General features: G+C 63.5%; 17 protein-coding genes. 5 read left to right on the top strand and 12 right to left on the bottom strand.

Going from position 1 to position 18763, the window contains the following annotated elements; translation table 11 throughout:
* On the bottom strand, positions 1-981 hold the full coding sequence (rfaD, locus tag JJC00_RS14180) for an ADP-glyceromanno-heptose 6-epimerase (RefSeq protein WP_200473140.1): 981 nt from the start codon (positions 979-981) through the stop codon (positions 1-3).
* Between the two features lie 171 nt (positions 982-1152).
* Between rfaD and waaF the strand changes: the two genes are divergently transcribed.
* Together waaF and JJC00_RS14170 are read left to right on the top strand one after the other, a co-directional pair.
* Entirely contained in the window at positions 1153-2223 is a 1071-nt protein-coding gene (waaF, locus tag JJC00_RS14175; protein WP_200473139.1) for a lipopolysaccharide heptosyltransferase II, read from the top strand.
* Positions 2216-2746, top strand: coding sequence for a D-glycero-alpha-D-manno-heptose-1,7-bisphosphate 7-phosphatase (locus JJC00_RS14170; protein WP_200473138.1), 531 nt, complete (start codon positions 2216-2218; stop codon positions 2744-2746). The genes waaF and JJC00_RS14170 overlap by 8 nt, the downstream gene beginning before the upstream one ends.
* A 204-nt stretch (positions 2747-2950) precedes the next feature.
* Here JJC00_RS14170 and JJC00_RS14165 read toward each other — a convergent pair whose 3' ends face one another.
* A complete protein-coding gene (locus JJC00_RS14165; protein WP_200473137.1) occupies positions 2951-3988 on the bottom strand; it encodes a glycosyltransferase family 4 protein in 1038 nt (345 codons plus the stop codon).
* Between the two features lie 126 nt (positions 3989-4114).
* On the opposite strand from JJC00_RS14165, the gene galE reads away from it, so the two are divergent.
* The 3 genes from galE to JJC00_RS14150 all read left to right on the top strand — a co-directional run bounded on the left by galE (position 4115) and on the right by JJC00_RS14150 (position 7787).
* A complete protein-coding gene (galE, locus tag JJC00_RS14160) occupies positions 4115-5128 on the top strand; it encodes a UDP-glucose 4-epimerase GalE (RefSeq protein ID WP_200473136.1) in 1014 nt (337 codons plus the stop codon).
* A gap of 119 nt (positions 5129-5247) precedes the next feature.
* Positions 5248-7050, top strand: a complete 1803-nt coding sequence (locus JJC00_RS14155) for an ABC transporter ATP-binding protein (RefSeq protein ID WP_200473135.1) — start codon at positions 5248-5250, stop codon at positions 7048-7050.
* 35 nt (positions 7051-7085) lie between these two features.
* Positions 7086-7787, top strand: a complete 702-nt coding sequence (locus JJC00_RS14150) for a fumarylacetoacetate hydrolase family protein (protein WP_200473134.1) — start codon at positions 7086-7088, stop codon at positions 7785-7787.
* Between the two features lie 77 nt (positions 7788-7864).
* On the opposite strand, the gene JJC00_RS14145 is transcribed toward JJC00_RS14150, so the two are convergent.
* The 10 genes from JJC00_RS14145 to JJC00_RS14100 all read right to left on the bottom strand — a co-directional run bounded on the left by JJC00_RS14145 (position 7865) and on the right by JJC00_RS14100 (position 18479).
* Positions 7865-9205 (bottom strand): MFS transporter, encoded by a 1341-nt coding sequence (locus tag JJC00_RS14145; RefSeq protein ID WP_200473133.1) that lies wholly within the window; start codon positions 9203-9205, stop codon positions 7865-7867.
* Positions 9206-9369: 164 nt separating this feature from the next.
* Positions 9370-9828, bottom strand: coding sequence for a YybH family protein (locus JJC00_RS14140; protein ID WP_200474114.1), 459 nt, complete (start codon positions 9826-9828; stop codon positions 9370-9372).
* Positions 9829-9860: 32 nt separating this feature from the next.
* Entirely contained in the window at positions 9861-10790 is a 930-nt protein-coding gene (locus JJC00_RS14135) for an aspartyl/asparaginyl beta-hydroxylase domain-containing protein (protein WP_200473132.1), read from the bottom strand.
* 145 nt (positions 10791-10935) lie between these two features.
* Positions 10936-11091, bottom strand: coding sequence for a hypothetical protein (locus tag JJC00_RS14130; protein ID WP_200473131.1), 156 nt, complete (start codon positions 11089-11091; stop codon positions 10936-10938).
* A 156-nt stretch (positions 11092-11247) separates the two neighbouring features.
* Entirely contained in the window at positions 11248-11934 is a 687-nt protein-coding gene (locus JJC00_RS14125) for a phasin family protein (RefSeq protein WP_200473130.1), read from the bottom strand.
* Positions 11903-12565 (bottom strand): ParA family protein, encoded by a 663-nt coding sequence (locus JJC00_RS14120; RefSeq protein ID WP_200473129.1) that lies wholly within the window; start codon positions 12563-12565, stop codon positions 11903-11905. The genes JJC00_RS14125 and JJC00_RS14120 overlap by 32 nt, the downstream gene beginning before the upstream one ends.
* 135 nt (positions 12566-12700) lie before the next feature.
* The gene (locus tag JJC00_RS14115) at positions 12701-14161 is read right to left on the bottom strand and encodes a flavin-containing monooxygenase (protein WP_200473128.1); all 1461 of its coding nucleotides are present in this window, start codon (positions 14159-14161) and stop codon (positions 12701-12703) included.
* A 160-nt stretch (positions 14162-14321) separates the two neighbouring features.
* Positions 14322-15743, bottom strand: a complete 1422-nt coding sequence (gene ahcY / locus JJC00_RS14110) for an adenosylhomocysteinase (RefSeq protein ID WP_200473127.1) — start codon at positions 15741-15743, stop codon at positions 14322-14324.
* Positions 15744-15869: 126 nt separating this feature from the next.
* Positions 15870-17066, bottom strand: coding sequence for a methionine adenosyltransferase (gene metK, locus JJC00_RS14105; RefSeq protein ID WP_200473126.1), 1197 nt, complete (start codon positions 17064-17066; stop codon positions 15870-15872).
* A gap of 60 nt (positions 17067-17126) precedes the next feature.
* Entirely contained in the window at positions 17127-18479 is a 1353-nt protein-coding gene (locus JJC00_RS14100) for a hypothetical protein (protein ID WP_200474113.1), read from the bottom strand.
* Positions 18480-18763 lie beyond the last annotated feature (284 nt).

The raw sequence follows: 18763 nt of genomic DNA, 5'->3' as shown, positions 1-18763 counted from the left end.
TCAACGGAAGCGATCGGGCCGGTCGAGATAATCCCCGACATAGGCCTTCACCGCGTCCTCCAGCGTCGTGAAGCCGCTGTTATAGCCGGCGCGGTGGAGGCGATCGACCTTGCTCTCGGTGAAATATTGGTAGCTGCCGCGGATCTGCTCGGGCATGTCGACATAGTCGATGTTGGGCCTGGTGCCGAGCGCGGCATAGGCAGCCAGCATCAGCTCCCGGAAGCTGCGCGCCTTGCCGGTGCCGACATTGAACAGCCCCGACACCGCAGGCGTCGCCAGCAGCCACAGGATCACGCGCACGACGTCGTCGACGTAGATGAAATCGCGGCGCTGGTCGCCGTCGGCGATGCCGTCGCGATGCGACTTGAACAGCTGCACGACGCGGCCCGCCTTGACGTCGTCGAAGCGGCGCGCCAGCACGCTCATCATCGTGCCCTTGTGGTATTCGTTCGGGCCGAACACGTTGAAGAATTTCAGGCCCGCCCATTGCGGCGGCAGCTTCTCAGCCCGCGCGACGCGCTCGGCGACGGCGAGATCGAACAGCTGCTTGCTCCAGCCATAGAGATTCATCGGCCGCAGCTTCTTCAGCGCCGGCAGCGAGGCATCGTCGTCAAAGCCTTCCGCGCCGTCGCCATAGGTCGCAGCCGACGACGCGTAGATCAGCGGCACCGCATTGGCCGTGCACCAGTCGAGCAGGCGCATCGAGAAGCGGAAATTGGTCTCGATCACGAGATCGCCGTCGGTCGCGGTGGTCTCGGAAATCGCCCCGAGATGGATCACGGCGTCGAGCTTGCGGCCCTTCAGCCAGTCAGGCAGCTCGGCCGGGGGAACGATATCCACAAGCTGCCGCTTGGCGAGATTGCGCCACTTGCCGTCGCTGCCGAGGAGATCGCAGACCACGACATCGCTATGGCCGGCGTCGTTCAGCGCGGCGACAACATTCGACCCGATAAAACCGGCCCCGCCGGTCACCAGCAACATTCCAAAATCCCTGCCCGAATTATGAGGCCCGATATCTGCCGTAGCGCATCATCTGCCAAAGTGTAAGCATTTTGGGACTGACGCTTTGGATTCGCGCTCTCCCGGCTTTACCTGCCGGCCGGGAGCGGCTAACCGAACCGCCCCAACAGGGCCCCGCGGCACAATTAACGAATGAACAACGATTCGCAATTTGGCGGAAGTGAGGATCGGAGCGACACGCGCCCGATCCTGATCGTCCCCTATATGTGGATCGGCGATTTCGTCCGGAATCACACAGTGGTCCGGGTGCTGAAGGAGCGATGGCCGAATCGGCCGGTCGATCTCCTGACCACGTCCCTGTGCGCCCCCCTGGTCGACTACATGCCCGGCGTACGCGCTGGGCTCGTCTGGGACTTGCCCCGCAGCCGCCTCGCCGTGGGCCGCCAGCTCGGCCTGGCGCGGCTCCTGCGCGAGCGGAACTACGGCACCGCCCTGGTGCTGCCGCGGACCTGGAAGGCGGCCATTGCGCCGGCGCTGGCCGGCATCCCTGAACGGGTGGGCTTCGTTGGCGAGTTCCGGTTCGGCCTACTCAACCGCTGGCGCTGGGGCGAGAAGAAGCTGCCCCGCTTCATCGACAAGAACGCCGCGCTGGCCCAGCCCGACGGCGCCCCCCTGCCGCCGGAATGGCCGGTGCCGCAATTGCGGGTCCCGGCCGAGGAGATTGCTCGCTGGCGGCAGGCCAATGGCCTCAGCGCCGGCGCCACGATCGCGCTCGCCCCCGGCTCGGTCGGGGTGTCAAAACGCTGGACCTACTATCCAGAGGCCGCCCGCCTGCTGGTCGAGCGCGGGCTCGAGGTCTGGGTGGTCGGCGGCCCCGCGGAAAAGGGCCTCGCCCAGGAGATCGTCGCGGCCGGTGGCCCGGGCGTGCGGGACCTCACCGGCAACGATTTGCGCAACGGCATCCTCGCCATGGCCGCGGCCGGCGTCGCGATCTCGAACGATTCGGGCCTGATGCATATCGCGGCCGCGCTCGATACGCCCACCATGGGCATCTTCGGCCCGACCAGCCCCTATCTCTGGGCCCCCCTCAACGGCCTCGCCGCGACCGTGGTCCAGACCAAGAGCGTGCTCGCCTGCCAGCCCTGCCAGAGCACGATCTGCCGGATCAACGACCACCGCTGCATGCGTGACATCGCGGCGGAGGACGTGGTCGAGATCGCACGAGACGTGCTGGCCAGGACACACGGACTTGCAAATGTCTGACGGCCGCCGGGCGAAGCCCGCCGCATTCCTGGATCGCGACGGCGTCATCAATCATGACGATGGCTATATCGGCACGCGCGACCGCATCCGTTGGATGCCAAACGTTGCCAGGGCCATCCGCCGTCTCAACGAGGCCGGCTATTGGGTGTTCGTCTTCACCAACCAGTCCGGCGTTGCGCGCGGCCTCTTCACCGAAGATGATGTGAACCGGCTACACGGCTGGATGCGCGACGAACTCGCCCGCGACGGCGCTGGGATCGATGACATTCGCTTCTGTCCACATCATCCGCAAGGAACGGTTGCCGGCTACATCGGGGAGCACGATTGGCGCAAGCCCGCGCCCGGCATGTTGCGCGATCTGGTCCGGCACTGGCCGGTGCAGCTCGACGGCAGCTTCGTGATCGGAGATCAGGCCCGGGACATCGAGGCCGGCCAAGCGCTCGGACTGCCGGGCTTTCTCTTCCCCGGCGGCGACCTCGACGCGTTCGCGACTGAAGTGATTGCTCAGACCAGGCGGGGGTAAACGGCTGCGATTCGGCCGGCCTTCGAGGGCGAGACTAAATTCTCGAGACTTCGTGATGTTGGCACTCTAGACGTGTTTTGCCCGACGCGTCAAATGAAATTCGAAAAATCCGCATCCACCTCGCACCCGCCCGTCAAGCCGTTGATTTCGCTGCCACGGGCTACTGTGCATGGGGTTGTTTTCGCGTTTTCGGTCTGCGATCACTCAGAGCAGCGGACGATAGACCTCGCCGATCCGGGCCGCCTCGGCATCGAGGCTAAACTTTTCGAGCACGCGCTCGCGACCGCGCTCGCCCATCGCAGTCGCTAGAGCCACATCGCGCATCAACGGCTCGAGCGCCGCCGCCAGCGCCTCCGCATCACCGGTCGGGATCAGCACGCCGCTCACGCCATCCTCGACCACGAGTTCGGCAGCTCCAGCGCGTGCGGCAACGAGCGCGCTGCCGGTTGCCATCGCCTCGATCAGCGTCAGGCCAAAACCTTCGTTGCGCGACGTAAAGGCGTAGATCGTCAGCCGCTGATACCAGCGCTGCACGTCTTCGATCGGTAATTCGCCGGTGATGACGATGCGCGATGGCAGGCCGGCCAGCTCGATGCGCTTCTTCAGGTCGTTGGCAAAGGGCGTCTGTTCGGCCGTGACTTGTCCGACGATGACCGCCGTGAACTCCGGGTAGTGCGGCAGCAATCGGCACATCGCATCGACGAACACATCAGTACCCTTCTGCGCGCGCACGCGGCCGAAGCAGCCGATGGCGTAACGGCCCGGCAGCGCGGCTTCCGCAAACGCCGCGGCGCGATCGACCGGCGGCGCATAGACATCGGTGTCGACGCCGTGCGGGATCACTGTCGATTGCACTTTGAGGAACGAGGCCGAGATGTCCGAGGTCGCGATGATCGCGTCCATGCGCCGGATCAGCCAGCGCGTGATCCAGCTGTGATGCCGCTGCGCCGCCGAGGTGAATACGAGTTTGAGCGGCCAGCCGAGTGCGCGCAGCACAACACCTGCGATCATCTCGTTATTGCGGCGCGCATGCCAGATCAGCGGCGACTTGCGGCGCCATAGTTTCAGGACATCGGCGACGCTCAGCCGCGAAATCCCCTCCGGCGCATCCGAGCCGAACCATGCGGCGCGATAGAGCTTTGCCAGCCGCGGCGCCACCATCCGGTTGGTCGCGGTGACCCCGGAATAGCGCCTGTGCAGATTTGGCACGATCACTTGCAGATCGTCCGGGAAATTGGCCACGTCATGCTCCGTCTGGTGCGCCCCCTATACGCAACATTAAGCATAGTGACCAGTTCACTCCTGCCGAAACCCCCTCTTCACCGCGCAAACGCTAACTTGGTGCGTTGATCGAAGACGGGTGAGATCATGACCGTGCTAGTCACCGGCGGCGCCGGCTATATCGGAAGTCACACGGTCCTGGCGCTGGCGGAAGCCGGCGAGGACGTCGTCGTGATCGACGATCTCTCCACCGGTTTCTCCGCTTATCTGCCGGAAGGCGTGCCGCTGTTCATTGGCGATGCCGGCGACGAGAACCTGCTTGAAGGCGTGATCGCCCAGCACAACATCGAGAGCATCATCCATTTCGCAGGCTCGGTGGTCGTACCGGAATCGATGCGCGATCCGCTCGGCTATTACCGCAACAATTTCATGACCGCGCGCAACCTGCTCAACGTCGCGGTGAAGCGCGGCATCAGTCGCTTCATCTTCTCCTCGACCGCCGCCGTCTACGGCGATCCGGATCAGGTGCCGGTGCCCGAGCACGCGCCGACGCGGCCGCTGTCGCCCTACGGCTCGTCGAAGCTGATGACCGAGATCATGCTGCACGACGTCGCCGCCGCCTACGGCATGCAGTACGTGACCTTGCGCTATTTCAACGTCGCGGGCGCCGATCCGCAGGCGCGCATTGGGCTGGCCACCGCCGGCGCCACCCATCTGCTCAAGATCGCGGTGGAAGCCGCGACCGGCCAGCGCGCCAAGATCGACGTGTTCGGCACCGACTATCCGACCCAGGACGGCAGCTGCATGCGCGACTTCATCCACGTGACGGACCTTTCGCAGGCGCATCGCTCGGCGCTCGCTTATCTGCGCAATGGCGGCGCCTCGACCACGCTGAACTGCGGCTATGGCCGCGGCTATTCGGTGCTCGAAACCATCGACGCCGTGCGGCGGGTGTCGGGCCGCAGCTTCGCCGTGCAATACGCTCCGCGCCGGCCCGGCGACATCATGACCATGGTCGCCGACACCAGCCGCATCCGCGGCCTGCTCGACTGGAAGCCGCAATACGAGGACCTCGAGACCATCGCGGCGCACGCGCTGGCCTGGGAGGACAAGCTGTTCCGCGAGCGCCACGGCGAGCTCCGCCACGCCGTCTCGGCCTAAAATCGCTTCCTGCGCAAGCCCTTAATTGGGCTTGAAAAGCGGAGCTTTAGCGGGCACAGAGGCCATTCGATCCCTGACGTGCGGGCAGGCTTTTCGCCTTGGCCGTCAATGGACACCGGATGGCCCAGTTTCCAAAGAAAATCACCGACGATCCCTATGCGGCAGCGATCCTGATTCGCCGCCTGGTCACGGAACAGGGGATCATCTACTGGCGGCGCTACCTCGTTGCCTTTGCGCTGATGGCGGCTGCGGCCGGATCGACCGCGGGGGCGACCTATGTGCTCGGCCAGGTCATCAACCAGGCCTATGTCGACAAGAACATCCCGGGCATCGCGATGTTCTCGGGCATCACGGTGATCCTGCTCTTCATCAAGGGCGTGGCGACCTACGGCCATATGGTGATCCTGACCAAGATCAGTAACGCCATCCTCGCCACCAACCAGCGCCAGCTGTTTGCCAAGCTGATGCGCGAGAGCGTCGGCTTCTTCTCGGAGCGTCATTCGTCTGAATTCCTGGCGCGGCTCACGGCCGGCGCCAAGTCGATCACCGACGTGCTCAACATGCTGGTCAATGCAGTCGGGCGCGACCTGATGATGCTGCTTGCCATGATCGGCGTGATGGTGTGGCAGGATCCGCTGATGTCGCTGATCGGCCTCGTCGCGGTGCCGCCGGCGATGCTGGTGCTGCGCAAGCTGGTCAAGCGCATCAAGGGTCTCGCCTTCAACCAGTTCACCGGCACTGCCGACATCATGGAGACCATGCAGGAATCGCTGCAAGGCATCCGCACGGTCAAGGCGTTCACGCTTGAAGAGACGATGCAGAAGCGCATCGACGAGAACATCGCGATCGTCGAGCGCACCGCCAACAAGATGGCCCGCGTCGCCAACCGTTCCAACCCGCTGATGGAAATGCTCGGCGGCTTCGCGGTCGCCGGCTGTTTGCTCTATGGCGGTTACAGCGTGGTCGCGCTCAACGCCACGCCCGGCGCGTTCTTCTCGTTCATGACCGCCTTCCTGATGGCGACCGAGCCGGCCAAGCGGCTGGCGCGGCTCAACATCGACCTCAACAGCCAGCTCGTCGGCGCGCGCATGCTGCTCGAAGTCGTCGACAGCCCGGCGAGCGAGCATTCCGACGACGACAAGGCCGCGCTGAAATTGTCCGACGCGCGGATCGAGCTGCGCGACGTCAGCTTCTCCTATCGCGCCAATGAAACCGTGCTCAACCGCATGAGTTTTGTCGCCGAGCCCGGCAAGGTCACCGCGCTGGTCGGCCCCTCCGGAGGCGGCAAGTCGACCGTCCTGGCGCTGCTGTTGCGCTTCTACGAGGTGACGCAAGGCGACATCGTGATCGACGGCCAGTCGATCGGCGCGGTGTCGCGCAAATCGCTGCGGGCGCAGACCGCCTATGTCGGCCAGGACGTCTATCTGTTCCGCGACACCATCCGCAACAACATCGCCTTCGGCAAACCGGGCGCGAGCGAGAACGAGATCATCGACGCCGCGAAGGCGGCCTGCGCGCATGATTTCATCATGGGCTTCCCGCTCGGCTACGACACGCCGGTCGGCGAGCACGGCACGCAGCTCTCGGGCGGCCAGCGCCAGCGCATCGCGGTGGCGCGCGCGCTGATCAAGAACGCGCCGATCATCCTGCTCGACGAAGCCACCGCCGCGCTCGATTCAGAATCCGAGCGGCAGGTGCAGGAGGCGATCGAGCATCTTTGCCAGAACCGCACCACCATCGTGATCGCGCATCGTCTGCACACCATCATGCACGCAGACAGCATCCTGGTGGTCGAGGGTGGCGAGATCGTCGAGCAGGGCCGGCATGACGAGCTCTTGCGCCGCTCCGGCCGCTACGCCTCGTTCTTCCGGCTGCAACATCGCGACGCCGGCGCTCTGGCGCCGATCAGCGCAACCGCATAGAGTTCCCTCCACCTCAAGAGCAGCGAGATCGCTTCATGAACGCCGCCTCCTACGTCGTCCCGCTTCCGCCGCAGGCTTCGCTTCCCGTCGTCGGCGAGGCCGGCCGTTATCCGGTGCGCCGCATCTGGTGCGTCGGCCGCAACTATCTCGAGCACATCCGCGAGATGGGCAATGACGAGCGCGCGCCGCCGTTCTTCTTCGCGAAGCACGCCGACATGCTGATGCCCGATGGCGCCACGATTCCCTATCCGCCGCTGACCAAGGATCTGCATCACGAGGTCGAGCTGATCGTCGCGATGAAGAGCGGCGGCCTGAACATCCCTGCCGAGAAGGCGCTCGATCATGTCTACGGCTACGCCGTCGGCATCGATCTCACCCGCCGCGACCTCCAGATCGCTTCGCGCAAGAAGGAACGTCCGTGGGAGGTCGGCAAGTCGTTTGACGGTTCCGCGCCGTGCTCCGCGGTGCAGCCGGCCTCGAAAATCGGCCACCCCTCCAAGGGCAAGATCTGGCTCACCGTCAACGGCAAGGAAGCGCAGAAGGGCGACCTCAGCGAGCTGATCTGGAATGTGCCGGAGATCATCTGGCAGCTCTCCCAGCAGGTGAAGCTCGCCGCCGGCGACATCATCATGACGGGCACGCCGGCCGGCGTGTCGCAGCTCCAGCCCGGCGACAAGCTCGAATGCGGCGTCGACGGCGTCGGCACGCTGAAGGTCTCGATCGGCCAGCCGGAGTAGGCTCGCCTCTAATTCGCGGAAATCGTCAGAGCCCCGGACGTAACGTCCGGGGCTTTTTTACGAAGGCTTTTCCGGTCTCAGGCCTGCGAACCGTGCGCGCCAACGGCGTTGATGTCCTTGCCGGTGTAGTCGGTCATCAGCGCGGTCGCGATCAGCGTGATGACGGAGCAAGCCGCGATATAGGCCGCAATCGCCGTCGCTGAGTGGAACGCACCGAACAGCCAGGCTGCGATCAGCGGCGCGGGGCCACCGGCAATCACGGATGCAAACTGATAGCCGAGCGACGCGCCGCTGTAGCGAAGGCGTCCGGTAAAGCTCTCGGCGATCAACGCGGCTTGCGGACCGTACATCATGTCGTGCGGGATCAGCGACAGGAAGATCGCGAGAAAAACGATCACCTCCGATCCGGTATCCAGCATCGCGTAGTAGATGAAGCCGAAGATGCCGGTGACGAGCGCGCCGGCCATGTACATGTTCTTGCGGCCAATCTGGTCGGACAGATGACCGCAGACCGGAATCGTCACGAATGACAGCACCGAGGCCGACAACACCGCTGTCAGCAGGAAGTCGCGCGAGAGATGCAGCGTGCCGATACCGTAGGAAAAGACGAACGCGGTGAAGATGTAGAACGGTGCCTGCTCGGCCATGCGCGCGAATGCCGACAGCAAGATTTCCTTCGGATGCTGCTTGATCACCGTCAGCATCGGCGTGCGGTCGAGCCGGCGCTCGGCCATCAATTTGGAGAACACCGGTGTTTCGAGGATGCCGAGCCGGATGTAAAGACCGACACCGACCAGGATGAGGCTGAGCGCAAACGGTATGCGCCAGCCCCAGGCCAGGAATCGGTCGCCCGCCATCTGGCTGAATGCCAGCACGGCCAGGTTGGCCAGGAACAGGCCGCAGGGCACGCCGAATTGCGGCCAGGACGCGATCAATCCGCGTGACCGGTCGTTGCGCGCCCATTCCATCGACATCAGCACCGAGCCGCCCCATTCGCCGCCGACGCCAACGCCCTGGATGAAGCGCAGCACGGTCAGGATCACCGCGCCCCAGATACCGATGCTCGAATAGGTCGGCACCACGGCCACCGCCGCGGTCGCCAGTCCCATCAGCAGCAGCGTCGCAATCAGCGTCGACTTGCGGCCGATGCGATCGCCGTAGTGTCCGAAGATCGCAGCGCCAATCGGACGCGCGACGAAGCCGACCGCATAGATGGCAAACGCCTCGAGCGTGCCAACCCGGGGGTCGGATTGCGGGAAGAACAGCTTTGCGAAGACCAGCCCCGTCACCGTGCTGTAGAGGAAGAAGTCATACCATTCGATCGCAGTCCCCACCGTGGAGGCGATGACGGCGCGACGAAGCTGGAGCCGATGTTCGGATGGGGACAGTTGGGCGGCGTCGAGGCCGAGCGTTGCCATGGAACGTCTCCTTCTGACGCGCCCCCCTTTCGATTTGAACCCTGACCGGGTCTTTTGACTACAAACTGTCTCGCGCGGCCGAGGGTTCCGGCAAAGCCTAGATGGCGCCTAGAACTTTCGTCGGTCGGCAGGGGCTGGAGGCTGGGTGGTCGCGCGAACTCGCTCTACCGCGCCTTCACCGGCCGGTTGGCGTGACTGGCCTGCGGCACGCCGCGATTGAGCGACATGTGCGAATGCACGCACAGCCAGCCATCGGCGCGCCTGGAAAACACCATCGTCGCCCGGCCCGGACGCGGAAACGGGCTGCCATCGAGATGATAGCCCGTGCTGGTCCACGGCGCGATCACCGTCGCCATCGTGCCATCGGAGGATGCCAGGATCGAGGTCTGTTCGAGCACGAACCGAAAGTCGGTCGTCTTCGGCCAGACGTTGTCCCATTGGGATGAGACCCACTGGTCGAGGCCCGGGATAACGTCGTTATGCGTACCGAAGGCCAGCACATCAGGATGAAAGAGCGGCCGCGCCGAGGCGTAGTCGACCTCGCGGACATAGCCTGCGAAGGTTTCCAGCCACTGACGGAAGAACTGCACCAACTCGGTGTTGGCGGTCGGCAAGGACGCTATCGCCGGCTCCATCTGCGGCACAACCACGCCGATCACCGCAGCGCCGACAGCACGATCAGGCCGAGGATCAACGCCGTCAGCGAGTACTTCAGCGTGTAGTAGACGTTACGGTTCCACTCCTTGACCTTGCGGCTGCCCAGATGGATCTCGTAGAGCTTGCCGAACACCTTGTTGAGCACGCCGACGCTCTCGCCATCGACGTTCTGGGTTGCTGACGCCTTGACGATGTGATGGCTGACCCAGCGGTTGATCGCGGTCATGAAGCCGAACTTCATCGGGCGCTCGACGTCACAGAACAGGATGATGCGGTTGACGTCGGTTGCATTCTCCGCGCTGTGAATGAAAGTCTCGTCGAACATGAAGGCCTCGCCGTCGCGCCAGACGCATTCGACACCGTCGACCAGGATGCGGCACTTGTTCGAGTTCGGCGTCACCAGGCCGAGGTGATAGCGCAGCGAGCCGGCGAAGGGATCGCGGTGCGCACCAAGCTTGCCGCCCGGCGGCAGCATCGCGAACATCGCGCCGTGCACGCTCGGAATCGAATTCAGCAGCTCGACCGTCTTCGGGCACAGCGTCCGCGCCGAGGGCAGGAAGTCGTCGTACCATTTCAGGTAAAAGCGCTTCCAGCCGCTCTTGAAGAACGAGTAGAAACCCCAGTCGTTATTCTTCGCGGCCGCGCGGATAAAACCTTCGTCGAACAGGCGAACGGCCTCATCGCGGATGGTCTCCCAGTTCTCGCTGAGCGGCTTCAACTCGGGAAACTGCTCGACGGCGATGACGGGCTTGTTCGGCACCGCCGAGCCCGCATACATCAGCACATTGTAGGGGGCGAGATAGGTCGAGTGATCGCCGAGCTGGCGCGCCAAGCGCAGTCGCTGCTTGCCGCGGAAGTGAACGTAAATCGTCGATGCCGCAAGCACATACAAAATGACAAGTTGCGGCGCAAAAAGCTGCTTCAGCATTTCCCCAAATCCCGAGTGACCCAGCCGGGGACGTGATCTAGCGCGGCCCGATCCCACCGGCAAGATATTCACCGGGGGGTTGCGGTCACGCTCGAGCGAGCTTTGGGGACGGAACTTGCGCTAAAATGGACCGAAACGAGCCGAATTACACCTTGGACAGCGCCTGGAGACCCCTAAAGGTCAGGCGCTTGGGGTCGGTGACGCCGGCGAGATAGAGCCGGCGAATGAATGCAATGACGGCGTCGCGGTCGCAATCGGTCAGCGCGACGACGGCGTCGACCGCGATCTTCTGGGCTTCCATTGGGTTCACCTCGGCCTTGCGAGTAACCCCGGCCGAGACAACGTAGGACCGGCGGGTTAATCCGCCGTTAAGCATGGCCCTCTTGAGCGCAGGCCTTGAATGGTCGAAACGACGCGCAGGATTGCGATCGAGGGTCCGGCACTCCAGTCTCGCGAACTATTCGGGACGGGACTTGGCTACGTTCCTGGCGAGCGATTTCAGCACTTCGGTTTGCTTGAGAACCAGCTCGCACTGCTTTCGTGCATGCGAGCTCGATAGTTCGACGAATTCAGACAGCGTTTTCGCCTGGCCCACCTCCCGCACATACGCAAGGGTCGCGCCTGCGTTGACCTTCATCAGTTCGAGCAGGACCGCACGGCACTCGGCCGCAGATCCAAGCGGATCGAGCTTGTCGCCTTCGCCGGCAGCTATGCCAGCCGCATTCACATCCCCGCCGGGTTGCCGCTGCGGGCGGGCAAGGTTCTTCGTGTAATCCAATGCGGTGTGCATGCTGACCTTCAAGCCTTCCAAAACACGGGCCTGCATGTCTTTGGCAATCTCCACCGACATATCAATGGTGTCGATGGTGCCGTCAGAATACTGGACTTCCACCGGCTGCGGCACCGCCCTGGCAGCCTCCGCGCGCGTTTCCATTGCATCAGCTACGGTCGACACATTGATCGAAGCCGGCGCCGCTGCTTGCTCGACCTGCGGTCCATCTTCTCCAGAGCTCGCAATGAGGCTGGTGGACATTCCCAGCAGGCGTTCCTCGGCGCTCCGGCTCGCCGCCTCCGTCAGCTCCACGAGCGAACGCCGCTTGGCGCGCGCATCGTTAGCAGGCGATCTTGACCGCGCCTTGCTCATGATCCATCGGCTCCGTGCCCAGATGCTGAGCGACCCAACTCCACAGTGCGGCAATTTCGGTCGCAGCCTTTCCCGTCGGAGCGAACTCGCTCACGCCCAATCCTGCGCCAAGCGCATCCTGGTGATCGTTGCGCTGCGCGATGAAGGGAAGCGCCAGCAGGCCTAGCGAGTTCAGCGAGATTGCGGCCTCGCTCAGCCGGCTGCCACGCGGCGGCGTTTGATTGAGCACGAAGGCAAAGCGGCGGCCGAGCTTGCGAATGGCAATCAGTGTCGGAATGGCAGCCTCGATATCAGCCGGGCTTGGACGCGCGGGGATCAGACAAAGATCGGCCCTCGCGATCGCCTGCATCGACAGGCTGTTGTTCGTGGCGGGGGTATCGATGATCGCAAGCCAGGTTCCATCCGCCTCAAGGCGCGCGAGCACCGGCTCGATCTCATCGGGATCGGCAATGCAATTGACGAAGGGGTAGCGACTTTCTCGCCGCTCTTTCCATTTCGAGATCGTTCCTTGCGCGTCCGCTTCGACGAGAGCGACGCGCTCTGCGTGCTTCATCGCGGCCACGGCGAGTCCCGCAGCCAGCGTGCTCTTGCCGCTACCGCCCTTTTGCGTAACCAGAGCGAGGACGTACATGTCCTTCCCTCCCTCCACGGCAGCGAAGCGGAACTCAGTCCGCCGTCGGAATTAAGTTGCATACAGCAACAAAACACTACCGCAAGTCGCGATTCGTCTCAAGCAACGGGTAGATTTCCCGGGAAGACACGGAGATCAGGAATATCGCATCACGCCGTCATTGATCCGGCCGAAGCGCAACGAGACGATGTCGAGGGCGTAGTTCTGGTACAGCCGCCACGGCTGCTTCGAGCCCTGCTTCGGCATCTTGGCGACCGAGCGCTGCACATAGCCTGAGGTGAAATCGAGCGACGGCTGCGCTGATATCTCCGGGTCGTCATTGTGCGGCATGCACTGGCGGAAATCGTGCCGGTCCATGTAATTGATCAGCCTGCAGACATATTCGCAGGTGAGATCGCATTTCAACGTCCACGACGCATTGGTGTAGCCGAAGGCCGAGGCCATGTTCGGCACGTCGGCATACATCATGCCTTTGTAGGTCAGCGTGCTGGCAAAATCGACGGCGCGGCCGTCGACGCTGATCTCGAGGCCGCCGACGACCTGGAGCACCAGCCCCGTCGCCGTCACGATGATATCGGCGGGAAGCTCGCTGCCGTCCTTCAAACGGATGCCGTCGTGGGTAAAGGTGTCGATCTCGTTGGTGACCACGGCGGCGCGCTTTTCGCGGATCGCCTTGAAAAGATCGCCGTCGGGCACGAGGCAGAGCCGCTGGTCCCAGGGGTTGTAGCGCGGCGTGAAATGCGTGGCGATGTCGTAGTCCGGCCCCAGCGCCAGACGCACGCCCCCAAGGATCAGGTTCTTCACCTTGTCCGGCCGCCGCCGGCTGAGCTGGAAGAAGAACATCCCCCACATCACATTGCGCCAGCGGATCAGGTGATAGGCCAGCCGCGCCGGCAGGTTGCGGCGCAATTTGTTGGCGACGGGATCCTGCGCCGGGCGCGACACCACATAGGTCGGCGAGCGCTGCAGCATCGTGACCTGCGCCGCGGTCTTGGCGAACTCCGGCACCAATGTCACCGCGGTCGCGCCCGAGCCGATCACGATGACGCGCTTGCCCGCGTAGTCGATATCCTCGGTCCACTTCTGCGGATGCACCATGCGACCGGCGAAATCCGCGACGCCATTGAACTCCGGCGTATAGCCTGCCTCGTATTTGTAATAGCCCGAGCACATGAACAGGAAATTGCAGGTGAAGTGCACGAGTTCGGTCGCGCCCTCGCCCGCCGTGCGCTCGACCTCGACGGTCCAGCGCGCTTCCCGCGTTGACCACGCCGCGCGCTTGACGCGATGACGGAAACGGATGTGCTTCTCGATGCCGTTCTCGGTTGCGGTCTCGCGCACATAGTTCAGGATCTGCGACCCATCGGCAATCGCCTTCGGATCGGTCCACGGCTTGAAGGAATAGCCGAGCGTGAACATGTCGCTGTCGGAGCGGACGCCGGGATAGCGAAACAGGTCCCAGGTGCCGCCGATGCAGTCGCGGCCCTCCAGAATGACGTAGCTCTTGCCGGGGCACTTGCTCTGAAGATGATAGCCCGCGCCGATGCCTGATAGCCCGGCACCGACGATCAGCACGTCGAAATGTTCTTGTTGCATGGTTTCCTCCGCCGAGGACGATTGTCCGCTCGTCGCTGCGGGCCGTCAATCGGCAAACAGCCGTGCCGCAACTGCAAAGCGAGTTGAATTCCACGCGCCGAAACAACAAAGCCCCGGATCGCTCCGGGGCTTTGCATCGATGATCGATGTGATCAGCTGTTCAGTACCGGTAGTGGTCCGACTTGTACGGACCTTCCTGCTTCACGCCGATGTAGTCGGCCTGGTCCTTGCGGAGCTCGGTGAGCTTGACGCCGATCTTGGCGAGATGCAGGCGCGCGACCTTCTCGTCGAGCGTCTTCGGCAGCACGTAGACTTCCTTCTTGTACTTGCCGTCCTTGTTGTTGGCGAACAGCTCGATCTGCGCCAGCGTCTGGTTGGTGAAGGACGCCGACATCACGAAGGACGGATGGCCCATCGCGTTGCCGAGGTTCACGAGGCGGCCTTCCGACAGCATGATGATGCGGTGCTTGTCGGGGAACTCGATCTCGTCGACCTGCGGCTTGATGTTGGTCCACTTCAGATTGCGCAAGGAGGCGATCTGGATCTCGTTGTCGAAGTGACCGATGTTGCAGACGATGGCACGATCCTTCATCGCGCGCATGTGCTCGATGGTGATGATGTCCTTGTTGCCGGTCGCGGTAACGAAGATGTCGGCGCGAGGCGCGGCGTCTTCCATGGTGGTGACTTCATAACCCTCCATCGACGCCTGCAGCGCGCAGATCGGATCGACTTCCGACACCATCACGCGGCAGCCGGCCTGGCGCAGCGAGGCCGCCGAACCCTTGCCGACGTCGCCGAAGCCCGCGACCATCGCGACCTTGCCCGACATCATCACGTCGGTGCCGCGGCGGATGCCGTCGACCAGCGATTCACGGCAACCATAGAGGTTGTCGAACTTCGACTTGGTGACGCTGTCGTTGACGTTGATGGCGGGCCACAGCAGCGTGCCGGCCTTCTGCATGTCATAGAGACGATGCACGCCCGTGGTGGTCTCTTCGGAAACGCCCTTGATGCTCTTGGCGATCTCGGCGAAGTAGCCCTTCGGCTTTTCCTTGAGCTGCTTCTTCAGAAGCGCGAAGAAGACTTCCTCTTCTTCCGAACCCGGCTTGTCCAGGAACGCGGCGTCGCCGTTCTCGGCGCGCAGACCGAGATGGACATACATGGTGGCGTCGCCGCCGTCATCGAGGATCATGTTCGGGTGACCACCGCCGTGCCAGTCGAACAGTTTTGCGGTGTAGTCCCAGTACTCGGTCAGCGTCTCGCCCTTGACGGCGAAGACGGGAATCCCGGCGGCGGCGATCGCAGCGGCAGCGTGGTCCTGCGTCGAATAGATGTTGCAGGAGACCCAGCGAATGTCGGCGCCGAGGGCTGCCAGCGTCTCGATCAGCACGCCGGTCTGGATCGTCATATGCAGCGAGCCGGCGATACGCGCGCCCTTCAGCGGCTGCTTCGGGCCGTATTCTTCGCGGGTGGCCATCAGGCCGGGCATCTCGGTCTCGGCCAGCGAGAGTTCCTTGCGGCCGAAATCGGCGAGCGAGATGTCCTTGACGATGTAATCGGTAAAGCCGGGCTTCGCGTTCATTGCGAGTGTCCTGTTGTTGAACGGGTCATTCCGCGTCACCCTGAACAGGCGAACCCGGAATCTTGATTTGAAGGATTAGCGATCCCGGTTCGCCGCTCTCGCGGCGTCCCGGAATGATTTCGGTAATCAGACCGCGCGCTTGAGCGCCTCGACGAGATCGGTCTTCTCCCAGGAGAAGCCGCCCTCGTTGTCGGGCGTGCGGCCGAAATGGCCGTAGGCCGAGGTGCGCGCGTAGATCGGGCGGTTGAGATCGAGATGGCTGCGGATGCCGCGCGGGGTCAGGTCCATCGCCTTGGCAGCGGCCTTCTCGAGCTGGTCCTCCGACACCTTACCGGTGCCGTGGGTGTCGATGTAGATCGACAGCGGACGCGCCACGCCGATGGCGTAGGCGAGCTGCAGCGTGCAGCGGTCGGCGAGACCGGCGGCGACGATGTTCTTGGCGACGTAGCGGGCAGCGTAAGCCGCGGAGCGGTCGACCTTGGTCGGATCCTTGCCGGAGAACGCGCCGCCGCCATGCGGGGCCGCGCCGCCATAGGTGTCGACGATGATCTTGCGGCCGGTCAGGCCGGAGTCACCATCGGGACCGCCGATGTAGAACTTGCCGGTCGGGTTGATGTGCCAGATGGTCTTCGGCGTGATCCAGTCCTTCGGCAGCGCCTCACGCACATAGGGCTCGACGATGTCGCGGATCTGCTTCGACGAGATGTCCTCGACCAGATGCTGGTGCGACACAACGATCTCGCGCGCGCCGACCGGCTTGCCGTTCTCGTACTGCACGGTGACCTGGCTCTTGGAGTCCGGACCGAGCACCTTCTCCCTGCCGGAGTGACGGGCTTCGGAGATGAGACGCAGGATCTTGTGGGCGTAGAAGATCGGCGCCGGCATCAGGTCAGGCGTCTCGTTGGTGGCGTAACCGAACATGATGCCCTGGTCGCCGGCGCCCTCTTCCTTGACCTCGCCCGGCTGCAGCGCATCGACGCCCTGTGCGATGTCGGCCGACTGCGGATGCAGCAGGATCTCGATGTCGGCCTTCTGCCAGTGGAAGCCGTCCTGCTCGTAACCGATGTCCTTGATCGCGTCGCGCACGACGCTCTCGATCTGCTCGTTGGTGACGGATTTCGGGCCGCGGGTCTCACCGGCGATCACCACCTTGTTGGTGGTGGCGAGCGTCTCGCAGGCGGCGCGGATGGCCCACGGATCGATGCCGGCCTTCGGCCCTTCGCGGTAAAACAGGTCGACGATTTCGTCGGAGATCCGGTCGCAGACCTTGTCCGGATGGCCCTCAGACACGGACTCGCTGGTGAAAAGATAGGACGCGCGCATCAGTAACCCCTTGTTCCGCCACTTCAGGCGGACGTTTGCGATGTTTACCCTTGGATTATGTCAATCACGCCGGCGCGAGATGACGTAGGATTCGTCGAGAAACCAGAGCCCGTTGTACTTTCGCAGCACATCCCTGGCGGCATCCAGAGTGCGGCCGTTTTGAGTCATATCTGTCAACCGGTCGTCCTCAATCTGAGCGACATACACCGCCGCATTCCACGCTGCAAAGGCCGTCGAGGTTCCGATGGTACCCGTTACCTCGTTGGGCAGCGCTTCCATATCATACCTGAAGATCGAACGGTTATCCGCGTAAGCATTCAAATTTAAGTCGCGGCCCAACGACCCAAGCTCGTACTTGACGGCGCGCAATAGCTCATGACGGCTCACCGAGAAAGGATTTTCTCCGGGCCAGATGGCCTGGATCATTTCCATGCCGGGATCGTGACCATGGGAGTGAATTCCAATCAGGCGGCCGCCCGGCCGCAAGGCCTTAGCCAGCGGTGCAATGATCCGCTTGGCCCGGAAATTGACCGAGGACAGGGCACGGTATGGCTGGGATGCGATGACGAGGTCGAAATTGGCCTCGGTCTGGCCCGGCCGCGGAATGGTCGAATCCAGCAGGAACCTGTGGTCTTCGCGGTAGAGCACCAGGACCACCGGCCGCTCATACAGCGGCATGGCCGTGCGCGGGCTGATCGCGGCACGCCAGTTCTGCTCCAGGAACGGCCGAAGCTCGGCGATCTGCTGCTCGAACTCGCCTGACGAGGCGCCCCGTAGCGGGACCTCGTGCCAGACGGTGGCTGCCGCTGCCGCAGGCGACGCCGGCGTAAGCCACGGCGCCTCCGAATAGAACATGTTGGTGAAGACGAAAATCGACGCCGGATGCTCGAAAATGCGGTCCGGCACCTTCTCCAGCGTCAGGCGCAAATCCTCGAGACTGAGCTCCTTGCCGGCGACATAGAACGGCATGTGCGGATAGCGCTGGTGCGTGGCACGCAGCACCCGCGCCAGCACCGTGCCGTCGCCGACACCGGCGTCGAAGATCCGCAATGCCGGGGGCCGCGGATGGATGGTGGCAAGCTCCAGCGCCACCCGGTCGGCGATCACCCGCTTCTCGCTGCAGGTGTGGACGAACAGCAAATATTTCTGCCGGTTCTCGAAGAAGCGGAAATTGCCGCGCGGATCGCGCTTTTCCGGGGGCACCTGAAGTCCCCGCGGCGGCGGCAGGCCTCCGGTCGACGCGGCCATGTAGGCCTGGATCCGCTCCAGCGTGTCGATGGTGATGCGCTTGCCCTCGCGCAGGCGATGCACGAGCTTCCCATCGTTCACCGCGCGCCGGCCAAACGTCGATTCCGCCATGTCCGCCTTGCGACAGAACTCGGTGATTTCGCTCAGGATTTCGTCGTTCTTCATGAATGGGATGATGGTGGGCAGGATGGTTGGGACCTGTCTCTTAGCAAGTTCTGCCCACTCAGGGAATACCCTCAGGAATTGGCTCCACTCCCCAATCGATTCCTCCGGGTACACCTCATCGTGCATTTGGCCGCGCCTACACTTGTTGGTATACGTGGCCAACGGGGATGGTCGGGGCAGGATATGTTCAGGTTGTTTTGGCTCGCCGCTTGCTTTCTGGCGGCAATATCGGGCGGCGCATGCGCAGGTTACCTGGATGAGAACCCCGACGAATTTTCGCACCA

Origin of the sequence: Bradyrhizobium diazoefficiens, from assembly GCF_016616885.1 — a bacterium.
GTDB classification, from domain to species: Bacteria; Pseudomonadota; Alphaproteobacteria; order Rhizobiales; family Xanthobacteraceae; genus Bradyrhizobium; species Bradyrhizobium diazoefficiens_F.
This window is presented reverse-complemented; position numbering and strand designations above follow the sequence as displayed.

Coding starts and splice junctions, on each gene's coding strand:
- JJC00_RS14170 (WP_200473138.1), top strand. CDS start 2,216: ATGTCTGACGGCCGCCGGGCGAAGCCCGCCGCATTCCTGGATCGCGAC.
- JJC00_RS14100 (WP_200474113.1), bottom strand. CDS start 18,479: ATGAAGAACGACGAAATCCTGAGCGAAATCACCGAGTTCTGTCGCAAG.
- galE (WP_200473136.1), top strand. CDS start 4,115: ATGACCGTGCTAGTCACCGGCGGCGCCGGCTATATCGGAAGTCACACG.
- JJC00_RS14130 (WP_200473131.1), bottom strand. CDS start 11,091: ATGGAAGCCCAGAAGATCGCGGTCGACGCCGTCGTCGCGCTGACCGAT.
- JJC00_RS14145 (WP_200473133.1), bottom strand. CDS start 9,205: ATGGCAACGCTCGGCCTCGACGCCGCCCAACTGTCCCCATCCGAACAT.
- JJC00_RS14120 (WP_200473129.1), bottom strand. CDS start 12,565: ATGTACGTCCTCGCTCTGGTTACGCAAAAGGGCGGTAGCGGCAAGAGC.
- metK (WP_200473126.1), bottom strand. CDS start 17,066: ATGCGCGCGTCCTATCTTTTCACCAGCGAGTCCGTGTCTGAGGGCCAT.
- JJC00_RS14150 (WP_200473134.1), top strand. CDS start 7,086: ATGAACGCCGCCTCCTACGTCGTCCCGCTTCCGCCGCAGGCTTCGCTT.
- waaF (WP_200473139.1), top strand. CDS start 1,153: ATGAACAACGATTCGCAATTTGGCGGAAGTGAGGATCGGAGCGACACG.
- JJC00_RS14125 (WP_200473130.1), bottom strand. CDS start 11,934: ATGAGCAAGGCGCGGTCAAGATCGCCTGCTAACGATGCGCGCGCCAAG.
- JJC00_RS14155 (WP_200473135.1), top strand. CDS start 5,248: ATGGCCCAGTTTCCAAAGAAAATCACCGACGATCCCTATGCGGCAGCG.
- rfaD (WP_200473140.1), bottom strand. CDS start 981: ATGTTGCTGGTGACCGGCGGGGCCGGTTTTATCGGGTCGAATGTTGTC.
- JJC00_RS14115 (WP_200473128.1), bottom strand. CDS start 14,161: ATGCAACAAGAACATTTCGACGTGCTGATCGTCGGTGCCGGGCTATCA.
- JJC00_RS14135 (WP_200473132.1), bottom strand. CDS start 10,790: ATGCTGAAGCAGCTTTTTGCGCCGCAACTTGTCATTTTGTATGTGCTT.
- ahcY (WP_200473127.1), bottom strand. CDS start 15,743: ATGAACGCGAAGCCCGGCTTTACCGATTACATCGTCAAGGACATCTCG.